At 38.0% G+C, this 16,888-nt stretch carries 14 protein-coding genes and 2 pseudogenes; 4 read left to right on the top strand and 12 right to left on the bottom strand.

Going from position 1 to position 16,888, the window contains the following annotated elements; genetic code table 11:
- The 6 genes from QZZ36_RS05400 to QZZ36_RS05375 all read right to left on the bottom strand — a co-directional run.
- Window positions 1-1,307, bottom strand: a 1,307-nt coding sequence (locus tag QZZ36_RS05400; RefSeq protein ID WP_295078008.1) for an IS1182 family transposase, incomplete at its 3' end; no start/stop codon positions are given.
- A 623-nt stretch (window positions 1,308-1,930) separates the two neighbouring features.
- A complete protein-coding gene (locus tag QZZ36_RS05395; RefSeq protein WP_295078005.1) occupies window positions 1,931-2,533 on the bottom strand; it encodes a Fic family protein in 603 nt (200 codons plus the stop codon).
- The gene (locus QZZ36_RS05390; protein WP_295078002.1) at window positions 2,533-2,733 is read right to left on the bottom strand and encodes an antitoxin VbhA family protein; all 201 of its coding nucleotides are present in this window, start codon (window positions 2,731-2,733) and stop codon (window positions 2,533-2,535) included. The genes QZZ36_RS05395 and QZZ36_RS05390 overlap by 1 nt, the downstream gene beginning before the upstream one ends.
- Before the next feature lie 156 nt (window positions 2,734-2,889).
- Window positions 2,890-3,543: an ABC transporter ATP-binding protein gene (locus tag QZZ36_RS05385; RefSeq protein WP_295077999.1), complete on the bottom strand. Its 654-nt coding sequence runs from the start codon at window positions 3,541-3,543 to the stop codon at window positions 2,890-2,892.
- Window positions 3,536-4,756, bottom strand: a complete 1,221-nt coding sequence (locus QZZ36_RS05380; protein WP_295077995.1) for an ABC transporter permease — start codon at window positions 4,754-4,756, stop codon at window positions 3,536-3,538. Before QZZ36_RS05380 ends, QZZ36_RS05385 begins: the two co-directional genes overlap by 8 nt.
- A 2-nt stretch (window positions 4,757-4,758) precedes the next feature.
- Entirely contained in the window at window positions 4,759-5,889 is a 1,131-nt protein-coding gene (locus tag QZZ36_RS05375) for an FtsX-like permease family protein (RefSeq protein ID WP_295077992.1), read from the bottom strand.
- Window positions 5,890-6,190: 301 nt separating this feature from the next.
- Here QZZ36_RS05375 and QZZ36_RS05370 point away from each other — a divergent pair.
- Window positions 6,191-6,555 (top strand): annotated as a pseudogene (locus QZZ36_RS05370) (transposase); the annotation flags it as partial.
- Between the two features lie 96 nt (window positions 6,556-6,651).
- On the opposite strand, the gene QZZ36_RS05365 reads toward QZZ36_RS05370, so the two are convergent.
- From QZZ36_RS05365 to QZZ36_RS12935, 3 genes and pseudogenes are all read right to left on the bottom strand, one after another.
- The gene (locus QZZ36_RS05365) at window positions 6,652-7,440 is read right to left on the bottom strand and encodes an NAD(P)-binding domain-containing protein (RefSeq protein ID WP_295077989.1); all 789 of its coding nucleotides are present in this window, start codon (window positions 7,438-7,440) and stop codon (window positions 6,652-6,654) included.
- A 323-nt stretch (window positions 7,441-7,763) separates the two neighbouring features.
- Complete coding sequence (locus QZZ36_RS05360; protein WP_295077986.1) at window positions 7,764-8,093, bottom strand: hypothetical protein; 330 nt, start codon at window positions 8,091-8,093, stop codon at window positions 7,764-7,766.
- A 391-nt stretch (window positions 8,094-8,484) separates the two neighbouring features.
- Window positions 8,485-8,739 (bottom strand): annotated as a pseudogene (locus QZZ36_RS12935) (DUF6076 domain-containing protein); the annotation flags it as partial.
- 325 nt (window positions 8,740-9,064) lie between these two features.
- Here QZZ36_RS12935 and QZZ36_RS05355 point away from each other — a divergent pair.
- On the top strand, window positions 9,065-10,585 hold the full coding sequence (locus QZZ36_RS05355) for a glycoside hydrolase family 3 protein (protein WP_295077983.1): 1,521 nt from the start codon (window positions 9,065-9,067) through the stop codon (window positions 10,583-10,585).
- Window positions 10,586-10,765: 180 nt separating this feature from the next.
- Complete coding sequence (locus QZZ36_RS05350) at window positions 10,766-12,172, top strand: family 16 glycosylhydrolase (protein WP_295077980.1); 1,407 nt, start codon at window positions 10,766-10,768, stop codon at window positions 12,170-12,172.
- A gap of 51 nt (window positions 12,173-12,223) precedes the next feature.
- Here QZZ36_RS05350 and QZZ36_RS05345 read toward each other — a convergent pair whose 3' ends face one another.
- On the bottom strand, window positions 12,224-12,667 hold the full coding sequence (locus QZZ36_RS05345; protein WP_295077977.1) for an acyl-CoA thioesterase: 444 nt from the start codon (window positions 12,665-12,667) through the stop codon (window positions 12,224-12,226).
- Window positions 12,668-12,741: 74 nt separating this feature from the next.
- On the opposite strand from QZZ36_RS05345, the gene cls reads away from it, so the two are divergent.
- The gene (gene cls / locus QZZ36_RS05340; RefSeq protein ID WP_295077974.1) at window positions 12,742-14,274 is read left to right on the top strand and encodes a cardiolipin synthase; all 1,533 of its coding nucleotides are present in this window, start codon (window positions 12,742-12,744) and stop codon (window positions 14,272-14,274) included.
- 27 nt (window positions 14,275-14,301) lie between these two features.
- On the opposite strand, the gene QZZ36_RS05335 is transcribed toward cls, so the two are convergent.
- Window positions 14,302-14,853 (bottom strand): GNAT family N-acetyltransferase, encoded by a 552-nt coding sequence (locus QZZ36_RS05335; protein ID WP_295077971.1) that lies wholly within the window; start codon window positions 14,851-14,853, stop codon window positions 14,302-14,304.
- Entirely contained in the window at window positions 14,825-16,792 is a 1,968-nt protein-coding gene (locus QZZ36_RS05330) for a GGDEF domain-containing protein (RefSeq protein ID WP_295077968.1), read from the bottom strand. Before QZZ36_RS05330 ends, QZZ36_RS05335 begins: the two co-directional genes overlap by 29 nt.
- Between the last annotated feature and the right edge of the window lie 96 nt (window positions 16,793-16,888).

The following is a 16,888-nucleotide window of genomic DNA, read 5'->3' as shown; positions in this document are numbered from 1 at the left end:
AATTTAAGCCTAACCCAATTAGTTACTCGGGAGAGGCCTCTATGATTTGTGTAACGCATTGAATACTTTTCTTTGGCATCTGCGAATACACGCTCTATTGTTTCTTTTCGTTTCTCATACATCTCACAGTACTTTGGTGTATGACGGATATCTTCAACCACTTCAAGATATTCGCTCCAGATATGCTTTGTAACAGTTTTCTGGTGATTTTTGCTGTTCGTACAGTTCTTTATTTTGGGGCATTTTTCGCATATCCGAGGACAGCTTTTGAATTCTCGGTATCCTTCTCTGTTGGTTGTTGAATAGTTTAAAATCTGATTTGCAGGGCAAATCACACAGTTGTAATATTCATCATAAACATACTCAGATGGTCTGAAAAAGTCTTTCCCTCCCATTGGCCTTTTGTATGGTAAAACAGGGATTCTTTTATCATCTAATACTTCTTTGCATATGTATGGTACTTTATATCCCGCATCCATTACTACATTTTTTATCTCCGGATGCTTGCCAATAAGCCTTTTGTACAATCCATCAAAAGCCACGCTGTCATGCACATTTCCAGGATTTACTGTTACATCCATTACATATCCGTTTTTGTCACAGGCTGTTTGAGCCGCATATGCAAAACACTTTTTATGTTCTCCTTTGTGGAAAACTCCGCATTCTTGATCTGTTGTTGATTCAAGCACTGTTTTTTCTTCTGTGGCTTTTAAACCGTTATTCTTGTCATTATCATCAAATGGCTTTTTTCCGTTCTTTTCTCTGTCTTCGTTTATCTCCTTCATCAGCTGTTCTTCATAGATTCTTGCTGCTTTGGGCACAGCTTTCTTTACTGCTTTTTTCATGTTTGCATTCGCTTTGATATGTGTTCCGTCTACGAATACTGTCTCTGGTGTAAGATAGCCTGCTCTCTCTATTTCACTCAATATCCAGTAAAATATGCGTTCTACTACGTCGGATGTGTACCTATGTGTGAAATTGTAGCTCAGCGTTGAAAAATGCGGTGTTGGTTCGTTCAGAAGATATCCTAAAAACCAACGATAATATATATTGGCACGCACTTCTTCTGCTGTTTTTCTGAGTGATGGTATGCCGAAAAGATGCTGTATCAATACCATTTTGAATATTACTACAGGATCTATGCTTGGTCTTCCGTTATTCTTACAGTACATATCTTCTACCAAATCGTATATGTGTGTAAAATCTATTGCCGAGTCTATTTTCCTCAAAATATGATCCTTAGGCACCATTTCCTCTATACACACCATTTCCATTTGTTCTCGTTCTATCTTGTTTTCTCTCAGCATTATCACTCAGCTCCTTTCTCTCCTATTTTACCACATTTCATCAAAAAAAGTCCAGCTTTTTCACTGGACTTTTTCGACAGACTGAAAGACTAGCGTCTTTCTTATTATAAAATCTTGCCAAAAGCAATAATTGTCTTGACTTGAAATATAATATATGATAAAATAAATCTGTTAATTGAATACAATCTGTTTAAAGCAACTTGATTTATACTAATGAAAACGCAAGTGTAAGCTTATAGATATGGTAAAGGCAAAATATGTTTATGCTAAAACAGCAGAAGCTTATATTGGCAAATAAATTAGACGAGAGGAGAGAAGGAAATGAAGGATAAATACACTGCTCCGGAAATGGACATCATTACCTTTGAGAATGAGGACGTTATCTCAACCAGTGAGCCTGAGCTTGAACCGCAGTAAAATTAAAAGCTGTCGACTGTTGTCGGCAGCTTTATTACTTATAGCGGTAAAGTGTTCCGTGATTTACTAATCTATTAGCGTCATAACTAAATGTATTTATCCTTTGATTATCTTATATAAGTGTAGTGCTTCTTTTTGCCCATATTAGGATTATTATTCTTAAACGGACTGTAAACGTAACGTAATCCTTCAATCAGCTCTATCCCTTATAACTTAACAACACATTTCGTTATAATGTCAATAAACGCCATATTATCAACCACCGATCTAACTGCCGCATTAAGCATAGTATTACGATCGACATTACTCCAATCCAGCGAAAATCCATAGTGTAGCGCCATACAGCGTATCAACTCACGAATGCTTCGTCCATTGCCCTCACGGAATGGATGAATAATATTCAGTTCGGACATTATATAGGATAAATGCTTGATCTGGTTATTTCTTTCCGTTTCACGCAACATATTATCATTATGAAGTTTCGAAAACACCTTGTCAAGTTCCGGACCAATCAAATGCGGTGGAAAGAACATAGTGTTACCCTTGCTGATTTGTTCACGACGGATATGTCCCGCAAATGGGTAGATATCCCCGAACAGAAAACGGTGAATATTTATAAGCTGTGTCTTAGTGAATCTTCCCTTGATTGGTGATTCCATAAGCATGTACTGCTTCAGGGCAGTTATCTCCTCTTCAGCACGTTTCAGCTCGTCACTGTTTCTGATATTCAGCTTATTTATTAGCACATCGGATTCGTGATAGCAATAAAGCGACTGCGCCGTTGTGCTAACATCATATTTTGAATACACTACTCCGCCCTCTGGTATTTTTCTTTCAGCTCTGCAATAATTTGCTGATAATTAGCCTGCCCGCTGGCATATCGGTCAAGGTTGCGTCTGCTTGCCTCGCTAAGTGTTAAACCTTCGATTGCCATTGTTCCAGCAACACTTTGAATCATTTTATTATGCTGCTCAGCGCTGACTGGTTTTCTCTGCGCTTGCTGTTTCACGCATCTGCCTCCTTTGCAAATTTCTGATACACTATCACATAACATTATATCATGGTTATGTTTAAAAAGCAATAGCTTTCCCATTTTTGAGGGCCACAATTCTTCCCCACAATTCTTCCCCCACCTTAGAGGTGGGGGGCTTCTAGCTGAAAGAGGTTAAACTATCTTACCGTCTTCAATCCTAACAATTCTTTGACATCGATTTGCAATTTCTATGTCATGTGTAATCAGTATAATAGTTCGTCCATTACTTAATACTTCCTCAAAGCATGACATGATTTCATCACTTGTTTTATTATCAAGAGCTCCTGTAGGTTCATCAGCAAGAATTACAGGCGAATCAGATGCTAATGCTCTTGCAATAGCACATCTCTGTTGTTGTCCACCAGATAATTGAGATGGCAGTTTATTTTTCAAATCAGAGATTCCTGTTTTTTCAAGGCAGTCCATAACAATTTTTTTACGACCTTTTACTTTTCGTGCAAGTAAAGGCATCTCAACATTTTCATAAACAGTATATTTATTCATAAGTGCAAAATTCTGAAAAATAAAACTAATATATTTTTTTCTGAATTCTTGTAGCTTTGCTAATGAATAATCAGATATAACTTCATTCTCAAAACGATATATACCCGATGACATTTGATCCATACCACCAATTATATGAAGTAGTGTGGATTTACCAGACCCTGATGTTCCAACAATAGCAACAAATTCTCCCTTTTCAATATTTAGGTTAACGCCTTGTAAGGCATGAGTAATGTATTCTCCTTTTCCATAGTCTTTTTTTACGTCTTTTAATTCAATCATTTTGTCCTCCTATCATTTCAAGTGGCGATAATTTTTTTAAGAACCTTGTAATGAATATTGATATTATAATAGTTATGCATAATATAACACCAAGCGAAACAGGATATGAATATTTTAGAAGTGCTTTACAAACTATGTCAATCACACTATTTGTTCGGAACCACCATTTAACTACAAAAAAGCTAATGGGTATAACTAAAAGGAAAGCTATAAGAGATAGGATAATGTTACTTAATATCATGGCTTTACTTATCTCTGAAATAGAAAAACCAACAGAAAGCATTATTCCCATTTCTTTTTTCATTATTAAAATTCTATAAAGTTGATAGCAAATCAACATTAGAACACAAGAAAAACATACGATTACAATTAACTTAGATAGAATACTGTTTAATATAATCCAATCCTGTGCCGAGTGTTCATACGATGCCTTTAAAGTTGTATATCTAACATCAATATTATTCTTATTTGCCAATTTGTTAACAACATTTATGACTTGAGAAATGTTATAATTGTTCGCAGCACATACCCACATATCAGATGAGCTTGGATTTCCATCATAGAATGATAATATACTACTTTTACAGTCTATTGTATAATCTATAGTATTAATATCAAAACCATTTAAAAGAGATTCACTTATCCATCTTTGTGAACTATCCAATATTCCGGCAACTATGAATATAGTGTACTCATCTTCAAATTCGGTTCCTATCTGAATATCAGAGAAGTATGAACCAAGATACATATATTCAACATCCTTTTCGTTTCTTGGAGTATAATCTAAATCAATAGGTTTTCTTCCTTTAATTAGAGTCAGATCACAAAGTGTTGCAGCTGTTTTATTAATTTCTATTACTTCTAGATAATCTCCTAAGTATTCCTCTGTATTTGACTTGTATTGTTTCTGTATATTATATAGTTCTGGGAAAGGCTCAATTCCAAATGTAGTGGTACATCCAATTGTGCTTATTTCTGGTTGCTTTGCAAGTTCTTTTACAAAATCGTAATTATTTTCTTCCATTCTCAATATGGCTGTCTTTTCTGCTCCACTATTCAATAATTTATCAACAGAGCTGTATACGTAATCGTGACTAAAACGAATCATCGTAGAAAAAATAATAAGAATAATGCTTATTACAAGTAGAAGAATGGATATTAATGATTGCCTTATATGATTGATAATTGTATCAATAGCAAATCTTATTACCATATTTATAGCTCCTCTCTTATAGCTGAAATAGGAGTTATTTTAGAGACTTCTTTCATTAAATTTAAAGCGCATAAAGTTCCGATAATAGATGCTCCTAAATATACTGCTAAGAATTTTACAATAAAGTATTTATCAAAAAATGAGAGGTTATTAAACACAATACAATAAACAATTTCTACAACAATTGAAATTAGAGTCGCTGAAACAGTCAACTTGGCTATATCTTTCATAAGTAATTTAAATATGCTAAAATCGCTGAATCCAAAAGCTTTTCTAATTGCAATTTCTTTTTTTCTGCCTAAAATCCAAAGAAAAGATAAACTGAAACAAGTAAATAACGAAAATACTAAACAAATAGTAATAAAAATTTTGTTGTAAAACCGATACCAATAATTTTGATAATCGCTGCCTTTATATTTGGAAATATAGTTTTCACAAGCGACATCTAAACTTTTCATATTGCCTATAAATTTATTGCTTTCTTTGTCAATCGGATAATCGCTATACAAATTAACCTTTATATTGAAATCACGAAAAACATCACATATTTGATTAGTCAAATATTGTTTTAAATTCTCATTACAATTATCATAAATAAATAGTATTGAATAATCAATGGATGCAGCATTATTGTTTTTTAAAACACCTTGTATCGGAACCGACATATCTGCAACATGTAGCTGATTTACGTTCTGAATATCAGATAACTTGATAATACTTTCACCAACTATAAGTTCATATTCATATATATTAGAAGAAACAATTTTATTATTGTTGAGTTGTAACTTATAATCATCTTGTGTATTTATAATTATCTTAGGAAACATATTATCTATTTGATTGTTTATACAAATTCCAACACCTTCTATACTTGCATTGCAATTTAGATCCCTCAACGAGTTGATAATATCATTAACAACATTATAGCAATTTTCTTCTGACAACTTACTTTTACCACAATACCTCAAACGATATTGTATATTTTCAGAATACATATTATTACTTTCATCTTCTTTAGCGATTCTGCTTGATATATCGATAGTATTTATTAAAACAAAAGATGAAATTACAAGACCTAATATGAATACAATTCCATTTAACCCAAAACGTTTAATTATACTTATTTTTTTCATTGAATCACCTATACAAATAGTTTTAAAATTAAAAGTGAGATGATATTGTATCATACAACATCATCTCACAGAACTATACTATTATATCAAGGGTTCAGAAATTACAGTGTATTCATCAAAATTGTCTCCGCAACGAAGTCTCATTCTTGCTTCTGAACCACCATAACCACACATTTTTTCTCCTGATACAACTTTTCTTACCTTGTGAGATTCTATGAAACAAAGTCTGTAAAAAAATAATAGCTATGTATTATTAAGGTCTCCTAGGGTAAAATCTAAATACTTTAAGGAGGCCTTTATTATGGCAAGAGAAAAGAAAAACTTACACAAAGTTCAGATGACAGACGGAAAGCGCCAGATCATCCAACAGCTCATTCAGGAGTATGACATCGAGACAGCTGAGGATATCCAAGATGCTCTCAAGGATCTTCTCGGCGGAACCATCAAGGAAATGATGGAAGCAGAAATGGATGACCATTTTGCTATCACAAATCAGAGCGAAGCGAAAGCGATGATTACAGAAACGGATATAAGACTAAGCGTGTTAATTCCAGCTTTGTAAGTCTTGATATTCAGGTTCCACAGGACAGAAACTCTACATTCGAACCACAGGTAGTAAAGAAAAGACAGAAGGATATCTCAGAGATTGATCAGAAGATTATCTCTAAAAGGCTATGCCTTCATCCCGACAAATTGGAATTTGCCGAGCTCTCTCCCTTAGCGATTCAACTCTACAAACTCCGAGATAATAGTCTAATCGCATCATTTTGCAGCAGTCTTCCTCCTCTTCTCCAGTGTCTTCTCGAAAAGAAGATCTGCCGTTCCGGGGAAATCTGCATATATTACCTTCGTTCCTTCTTCCGTAATTCCACCAGGGGTTGCGACTCTTGTTACGACCTCCTCAAATGTCATGTCATTTTTTAGCATCAGTTCGCCCGTTGCACTCAAAGTTTGTAGGACCATTCGAACTATCTGATCGTCGGGAATCTGCGTGTGTTTCTTAGCAGAATTACAAATAACGTCGAAAATTGATGCTATGAAACCCGGCATGCAACTAACAAGTTCGGAACCCATTCCCATTTCGTTTTCCGGCAGTTCGATAACGTCGCCAATAGCTGCAAGAAGCTCTTTAAGTGCACACTTATCTTTTGAAGCAACCTTTTCATTGAAACATACAAGTGTCTGTGATCTTCCGATTTCAGCCGTCAGACTCGGGATTACCTTGGCAGTCTTGCAATCGAGCGTTGTTCTAATCTTTTCAAAAGAAACGCTTCCGTTTAAAGAAATAACAAGCGCGCCCTCCTTGAGTGAATCTTTGATTTCTTCCAATACGATCTGTATATCAGCTGGACGAACGCAAATAAATATAAAATCACAAAACGATGCCAGTTCATTGGAACCCACTATTTGTGCAACCTCTTTTGCTTCATTAAGTTTCTCAATCGTCCTATTAAATACATAAAGATTCTGTTTACTGATAAAGTCCTGTTCTGCAAATTTCCATAGCAGCATTTTCCCCATACTGCCATAACCTATAATTCCAATCTTCATTTATAGTGTTTCCTCACAAGTTTGAATTTGTTAGTTTCTTTCCATAAGCAAACATATATTTCTTCCTTTGTTCATTCTGGTACGTCCGGACATTTCAATATCCTTAAAATATCTCCCCATATGATAGGCTGTAAGGCATTATATTCACTCACCATAGTTTTCCTCCACAAAACTCCGATTTGTCATACTCATTTATATTAAAATATAATTATGTACCAATTTTAACATAGTTCTTGACGAAATCAATGGGATTAGGTATAGTCAAAACGAGTTGAATAATGGTAATCTTACTGCCATACAGCTCGTCAATTATCTTAGGATATCTAATTTACAGAAAAACTTTCACACACTCCCTTGTGAAGGTAAATTGTTTCTAAGGTATTTTTATCCGTACCTGGTTCAATATATACCTCTGTGTCTTTCTTATCTAAATATTCTACATCTGGTCCATATACATAAGCATTCCAGAATACTTTATCAGGGGTGATAGTTGGGCTTTCAACGCCAGATACATAACCTTCAAGGGTTACACCACCTTTAGATATAGAATCAGTAGCTGCAGCAGCTACTAAAGAGGTTGCTGCTGTTGCACACAAAGCGAGAGAAGCTAAAAAAGCAGTTCTTTTGAGTCTGATAGTAAATCGTTCTTTCAAATTGATTATTAGATTGATTATTAGATTGATTATTGGATTAATTATTGGATTAATTATTGGATTAATTATTGCAAATATAATAATACGTTGTTGTTGAAAATATAATATATAGATTAATTGCCGGCTATAAATCAAATATTCATAGTTTCAATAACAATGAATATCAATTTGCTATTATTATAATAAAGATTTAAACATTTGTCAAGCAACATTTTTTAAAATTATTAATTTTGATTCATCATCATCTCTCTATAAACCTCAAACTCAATTTCTCAATTTTCAGTCTTAGACCTGAGATCAAGAGCACAATTCATCCATTCAGCCAATTCAGCTTTTGTCATCTTTTTTTCATATAACATGCGTAATGCTGCTTGTATGCTTTACTTTGAACCTACCAGTATGGATTATTCTTGATCTTATCGGCATATTTCTTTCTGTGTCCCATATCACGGCATGTTCTGCCTTCCATTCCTTCGCTCTCTCTTGTGCAGTAATCAGAGAAAATACCTGCTGTGAGAAGTAAGTATTTTTCGCAGTAACCACATTTCTTTGGAAGATAATGTGATTCCAGACCTTTAAACAATTCAATATACAGATAGCCTCCGAGCGTAGAGAAAGTATAGTGTTGACACAGTTCGGAGGCCTTTCTTTTTTCAGGACTTCATAGGATAACTGCATAGTGCCTGATAGCTCTAACCGTTCATACAGATATAAGCTATATTGCAGTCTGTCTTTGAAGTCGGATAGAAGACTTTTGCTATGTTGATTCGGTAGATTTTTAAGTAAATATCATTCAAAAGCATTAAACGGACTCTCACCGAATCCGCTATTTTCTTGACAAAACCATGGGCAGAGTTAATGGTTCCCAAACAATAAAGGAACTTTTTTTCAACTATTATCCCAAGACTGTTGCTTTTTTCGACATTCTATGTTATAATTTTATTGTAGAACCTTTACAGGGGGAATCAGCAATGAAACAAATAAAAATAATTGCGGCCCTACTCTCTCTCAGCCTGATTCTTACAGGCTGCGGCGGAGATTTCCCCACTGAAACCAACAGTTCAGAATCAGCTGCAGTGGAGATTACCGAAACAGAGCCCTTAAATACAGAAACGCAAACAACATATATACAGGCTGAATCAAATATCATTTCTGCCGTAACTTCAAAAACGACTTCTGAAACTACCGCCAATGCTTCAAATACGGCTACCGAAGCTCCGAAAACTCAGCAAAAAGCAGAAGTTCAGAATGAACATCGTGAAGAGAAGACTACAGAAGTTCCTATTTCGCAGTCAAATGATCAGCAAAGCTTTCACACGGAAGATCAATCTCGTGAACGTAAAGATACAACTACCACGATCTCTGAGATCACCACAACGGCTATGACCATAACAACTTCCATGACAACACAGGCAGAGACCACAACTACTACCAATAGGAATCCATTGCCAAAGGTAGTGCTTGACGGCATGACTCTGGAACAGAAAGTTGCTCAGATGTTCATGGTTACACCAGAAGCTTTGACAGGAATAACACCTATGACACAGGTTGGCAACGGAACTCAGAAAGCAATTGAAGAGATCCCTGTGGGCGGTATTATCCTATTTGCTCAAAACCTCACATCACGTGATCAGACAAAACAAATGCTTGCTGCAACTCAAGGATACGCAAAAAGCGCCTGCGGCATCGGACTTTTTACTGCCGTTGATGAAGAAGGCGGACTTGTAGCACGCTGTGCTCAAAAACTAGGCACTGCTAAATTTGATGATATGGCCTCCTATGGCAAGGACAACAACAGCGATACAGCATTAAATATCGGCTGTTCTATCGGCAGGGATTTGAAATCTCTTGGCTTCAACGTTGATTTCGCGCCCGTTGCAGATGTAAATATATGCAGTTCAAATGAGCTTGGGAATCGTATTTTCAGTGATGATCCACAGGTTGTTGCGAATATGTCATCGTATGTCGCAAAGGGACTCCGTAACGAAGGAGTTTGCGCAACTTTGAAACATTTTCCTGGATTAGGTGCAGCAAACGGAAATACCCACACTAATTCAACAGTCGTCATAGATAGAACACTTGAGCAGCTCCGTGAGGCAGAATTTATTCCTTTTTCTGAAGGAATAAAGACAGGAGTTGACTTCATAATGGTTGGTCATCAGTCAGTAACTGGATTTGGCGATAATCTTCCATGTGATCTCTCCTATAAAGCTGTTACAGAAGTACTCCGCGGTGAGCTTGGCTTCACAGGAATTGCAATAACCGATTCACAGCGTATGAACACAATCGCAAATGTGTATAACTCGGGAGAAGCTGCAAAGCTCTCCATAAAGGCTGGAATTGACATTATTCTCATGCCGGTTGACTACAGACAGGCTGTGAATGAAGTCTGTGCGGCTGTACGCAGCGGCGAGATATCTGAGGAGCGCATAAATGAAAGTGTCATGCGTATTCTCAGAAAAAAATATGCTCTCGGTCTTCTGAAAAAGTAACGAAAAGCTACATAGATTTTTGATATTATGAATGATCGCGCCGCACTTGGATAATAGTGCGGCGTTCTATGTTATGTCACCAATTTACTATAATTCTCTGCATTTTACTATCATTTTTCACTTCAAAAAGTTATAATAATGCCATAAGGTTAAAAACCTCATATCTAAGGAGAAAAAAACATGGAAAAAATGAAAGCTTTATCAATAATTGCTGCCCTTTCAATGCTCGCCTGCTCTGTGAGCTGCAGCAGCAACAATAATGACACAAATAACGAAAAACCTACAGAAGCAAAAACAGAAGCTCCTAAAGAGGCTGTGGATGTTCCCGAAATTGAAGGCTACAATCTGCTTTGGAACGATGAGTTCAGCGGCAGCGCTCTCGATGAGACAAAATGGAACTATGAACCACATGAGCCAGGTTGGACAAACGAAGAATTACAGGAGTATACAACTTCAACAGACAATGTATTCGTACGTGACGGCAAGCTCGTCATAAAAGCAATCAAGTCTGACAAGAACGGCAAGGACTACTATACATCAGGCAAGGTAACAGGTCAGAACAAGACTGATTTCACCTATGGTAAGATAGTAGTAAGTGCAAAGGTCCCGGAAGGCCAGGGCTTATGGCCTGCAATCTGGATGATGCCAAAGGACGAAAGCTATTACGGTCAGTGGCCTAAATGCGGTGAAATTGACATTATGGAAGTCCTCGGAAACGATGTAAGTACTGCTTATGGTACTCTTCACTATGGTGAGCCTCACGGCGAACAGCAGGGCACATGGGGACTGACAGGTCAGACATACGCTGACAGCTTCCACGAGTTTTCTGTTGAGTGGGAACCAGGAGAAATGCGTTGGTATATCGACGGTAATCTCTATAATACAGTAAACGACTGGTTCACAGCAGTTCAAGGAGAAGACGAAAAGCCATACCCTGCACCTTTCGATCAGCCATTCTTTGTTCAGCTCAACCTTGCAGTCGGCGGTACATGGCCAGGAAATCCAGACGCAACCACCGATTTTGATAAGGCTGAGTTTGAAGTAGACTACGTAAGAGTTTATCAGAAACCAGAGTATGATACAAATGTTAAGAAGCCTGAAAAGGAATTCCGCAAGGCGCTTGAGGACGGAAATTTCATTTTCAACGGTGATTTCTCAGAAGCTGAGGATCTTACTGACGACGTTAACTGGAAATTTCTCCTTTTCAACGGCGGAGAAGGCGCGGCTGAGATAAAGGATAATATGATAGTAATTACTTCCGAAAAGGAAGGTACAGAGGACTACTCTGTACAGTTGGTACAACCTGATCTTCCTATGATCAAGGGCAAGAAGTACCGCGTAACATTCGATGCTTATGCAGACGAGGAGAGAGACATCATCGTATGTGTTTCTGCTCCGTCCGCAGGATGGATTCGTTACCTCAAAGACACAACTCTCAAGGTAACGCCAGAAAAACAGACATTCACATATGACTTTGAGATGAAGGACAAAGACGACAACAACGGCCGCCTTGAGTTCAACCTCGGACACAGAGGATCAACTGCTACAGTATATATCTCTAATGTCAGAGTTGAAGAAATATCGTAATCTCCCCATTCTTACCCTAAAACAGCCGGCACGATGTGCCGGCTGTTTATTTTACTCAAATATTTCATCGAAGTCCAGACCACTGTATCTGGAAAATACCTCATAGACATCAGGATATTTAGCCTTTGTACGTACTACCTTAAGATCAGTATTCGTGAAACAGTGAGAAGAGCTTCCCTCAACACATACCTCATCTGTTTCACGACTTACCAACCTGTATGAAACATGTAATGTCGCTCCGTTGAACTTGTCTATCTTAAGATATACCGCAAAGGGCTCGTCAAATCTCAGTGGGCGCTTGTATACGGCTTCCACGGAAAGAACAGGCATGAGTATACCCATTTCTTCTATTTTTGGAAAAGGCAGTCCTGCCTCACTGAGGTAGTGCACTCTTGCTTCCTCAAATATACGGATGTAGTTTGAATGGTGAACTATTCCCATTTTGTCAGTTTCATAATAAAAAATCTTTCTTTCATATGGGCGTATCTTGTTCAAAATAATCTTCCTTTCAGTAAATAAATGTGGTATAATATTATTATCATGATAAATAATAACGTCGGAGGTGAACTATGAAGCTGAAAAAACTGCTGAGCAGCCTTCTCAGTACAAATGCCGCTTTTGTCATTCTTCTGCTTTTACAGATATTCTTCTTGCTATTTATGGTAACAAGATTGGGCGAACGCTTTATTCTAGTGTATTTCCTGCTGATAGTACTAGATATCATACTTCTAGTGTACATCACAAACAAAAACGAACCTATATCCTATAGAATGGCATGGATAGTCGCCATAAGCGTTTTTCCGCTTTTCGGCGGAGTTTCCTACCTTTTTCTCAAACTATCGCAGCAGTTTCCTAAATCCCTTGATATGCGAAATCAGAAGCAGTCAAAGGAGCTTCTGGTACAGGACAAAAACGTTGTAAAAGATCTTTCAGAAAGCTGTCCAGATTCTCTGAATCTTGCACGCTATATATCAGATTATGGGCTATATCCTGTTTATCGGAATACTGATACACATTACTTCACGTTAGGTGAAATGCAGTTTGATGAACTAATTGCCGAGCTTGAAAAAGCGAAGCATTTCATATTCCTGGAATTCTTCATAATCAGCAAGGGCTATATGTTCGACACAATTTCTGAGCTCCTTATCCGCAAGGCAAAGGAAGGCATCGACGTAAGGCTCATGTACGACGGTATCGGCACGGGAATGCTCAATTCCGTCAAACCATTCAGGAGACTTGAAGAAAACGGTGTGAAATGCAAGGTTTTCAATCCTTTCCGCCCCATGATATCCTCTGTTCAGAACAACCGTGATCACCGCAAGATAGTTGTTATAGACGGTCATACCGCTTTCAACGGTGGAACCAACCTGGCAGACGAGTACATTAACCGCATAGAACGGTTCGGGCACTGGAAGGACACGGCAATAATGGTCCGCGGACAGGCTGTCTGGAATTACACGGTAATGTTTCTGCAATTGTGGGAAAAAGCTGAAAGCGATGAGATACGGAAATTCTCTCCTCCACTCAAATCGATTGATGATGCAAGTCCTGCTGACGGATTTATACAGCCATTCTCTGATTCTCCACTTGATGAAGAACCTGTTGGAAAACGCGTATATCTCGAGCTTATCAGCAATGCAAGGAATTACGTGTGCATAACTACTCCATATCTCATACTTGACGAAGAAATGACTAACGCTCTTGGCTTTGCCGCCAAAAAGGGAGTTGACGTTAGAATAATCACTCCACATATTCCAGACAAGTGGTATGTCCATATGATAGCCTGGAACAACTATGAAAGGCTCACCGCTATGGGCGTCAAGATATATGAGTATACTCCCGGATTTATCCATGCAAAGACCTGTGTAGCAGATGGTCTTACAGCTGTTGTGGGAACTATTAATTTCGATTATCGCAGCTTTTACCTGCATTTTGAATGCGGTTCAGTTCTTTATAATGTATCTGTAATAAAGGACATTGTTTCCGACTTTGAAAAAACAATATCTGCTTCTCACCTGATAACTGCCGAAGAATGTTCTAAAAGACCGGTAGTCAAAAAAATAGCGGGAGCAATACTGAATATATTTGCTCCCCTTCTATGATATTATCGCAAAGATATAAATATATCGTCAGAAATAGTCTTTTGCAAGCAAACTGCATACACAAACATCGGTAATACCCGATTGTATGCGGTCGGAGCTCCTGAGAGTTCCCTCGAATGTAAGACCACATTTCTCCATTACACGCTCCGAGGCTTTGTTCTCCGGAGCGTATTTTGCTTCTATCCGGTTTGCATGGACTTCCTCAAAGAAAAACTCGATAACTGCCGCAAAGGCTTCGGTAATATAACCGAGTCCCCAGTATTCTGAACCTAAACAGAATCCAACCTCTATGGTATCAGTTTCATTATAGACATTGGCAGCAGAAATAGTACCTATTGGAAATCCAACTTCCTTCGGCACGACTACCCAATGATACCACTGAGGATCGTCATATTTCTTAAGCCACAACTGACCGAGATTCTTCATCTGAGCTATGCTGCGGTGGTGCTCCCAGCGCAGGTATTTCGTGACCTTAGGATCGCTGGTCCACACGTGAAAAGCAGTTTCTGTATCAGCTTCCTCAAATCTTCTGAGTATCAGCCTAGTCGTTTCAAGCCTTATAGTTCCAACGTGTGTCATAATTCATATCATCCTGGTCATGATCTCGACGCAGATAGCGGGAAGTCCTCTTACGCTTCTTGTTTTCATACATTATCTCATCAGCCTGTGTTATAAGATTAAAGAGCGTTACATCAGCAGTTGCGTCTGTAACTATAGTGCCAATGCTTGCAGATATCTTATAAGGCTTTCTTATAATACGGTTAATACTCTCAAGCTGTATATTGAAGGTGCTTTCAAGGGCAGGAATATCTTCATCAGTAGCATTTGCGCCGAGAATTATAAACTCATCGCCGCCAAAACGTGCGCAAATCCTGCCGCTCTTACAGCAGTCCTTGATTATCCTTGCAAGGTGCTGAAGAGCATAATCGCCCTCTTTATGGCCGAAATTATCGTTGATATACTTAAGTCCGTCCATGTCAATGAAGGAAATAAGTACCTTCCTACCTGCATTCTGACAGGAATTATATATCTGACCAGCCATTCTGATAAATCCATTTCTGTTATAGATATTACAGAGCTGATCTACAGTATAGAGCTTATTAAGCTCATCTATCATGCTGTTCAGATGGAGGATCTTGCATATATTCTCAATAGAGTTACTTATGCTCAGCATAAGAGCATGACAAAGCAGACTCTTTAATGGGAATGTGCTGTTCATGAATACATAGTAGCCAAGACAGCGCTCACGGAAATGTAGCGGCATGAAAAAGCTTACGTTTCCGCCACCTGAAACAGGCATTGGGAGCATATCACTGCTGTCAAAAGCTGTAACGGGATGGTTCCTTCCGTTCATCATAAGCAGCGGTGCACTCATTTTTTCTGTATAGCCCTGTATCTGATATATCTCAGGCATTTCATCTGAAGATTTACCAGTTATTACCTGGTCCCAGTTAGAGCATAGACAAATTGCAAAGCGCTCGCACTGTACCTCATGAATAAGACTAGCAACCGTCCTGAAATTTTCTTCTGGAGTCTCATTCTCTACTAGCTGAGCAGTCATGCGGTTGAGAAGTGAGATATCGTTCTTGAAGCTATTCAGCATTTTATATGTTGTTATCTTGTATTCATCAATATCAATTTTCTCAGCTGTCTTACAGCCGCAGCTTTCCGTAAACACTGGTGAGGACTTAAGAGTAATGTTTCCCTTCTGCTTTTTTCCTTTGATTACTTTCAGAATAACCTCACATGCCTTATATCCTGCCTCATCCAGCGGACGTGAAACAGTAGTAAGCGCCGGAAGATGATGCTTAGCATTATAGGTATTGTCAAAGCCGGTAACAATGACATCATCGGGAACCTTGTAGCCCATATTGTTGAGTTCCTCGATAGCTGCAAGGGCCATTGCGTCGTTGGCACATATTATCGCCTGCGGATGCTCGAGAGCGCTGCTGAAAAAGTACTCTATCGCTTTTTTTCCGTCAGCAGCGCGAAAATCGCCGTGATATATCCGCTCTTCATCAACTTCAAGACTGTACTCTTTCATTACCTCCGAAAAAGCACGCTGACGGTCAGCTGCCTCCGGGTTTGCAACAGGTCCTGAGATATAGTTTATTATCTTTGCGCCGTGAGCCAGAATAACATGGCTAACGAGCGTCCTCATGACTGAATAGTTGTCAATGCTTATGTTATAAAAATCTTTATAGTCGCTGCAATCAAGAATACTTACAGGCAGACCTGATTTTTTCACACGATTGACGATCTTTTCTTTCTCTATCGGATCACTTATTGTATTACTTAGAAGAATAACTCCGTCAAATTTTTCAAAATTTATGAGAGAATAGATATTGTATTCTCCAACGTCATACTTACTGTTTGAAATAACTCCACCGAACGCGCTAAAGCACGATATATTAGCGTTATTAACCTTAGCACAGTTTATGACACCTTCGATGACACTATGTTGATATTCTTCGTCGATTCCTGCAACGATGACTGCAATTTCGATTATTTTCTCCATTAATACACCCCTTTTACGCGATAAAAAAGAAATTGATTAGCAAATATGTCTCTAGTATATTTTGTGTTTTTTCTGTAAGTTTTACGTGCAGATCAA

It is taken from the genome of Ruminococcus sp. (assembly GCF_016287535.1).
In the GTDB taxonomy this organism is placed as follows: domain Bacteria; phylum Bacillota; class Clostridia; order Oscillospirales; family Ruminococcaceae; genus Ruminococcus.
Note: the sequence above shows the minus strand (reverse complement) of the source record. Positions and strands in the feature narration are given on the sequence as shown.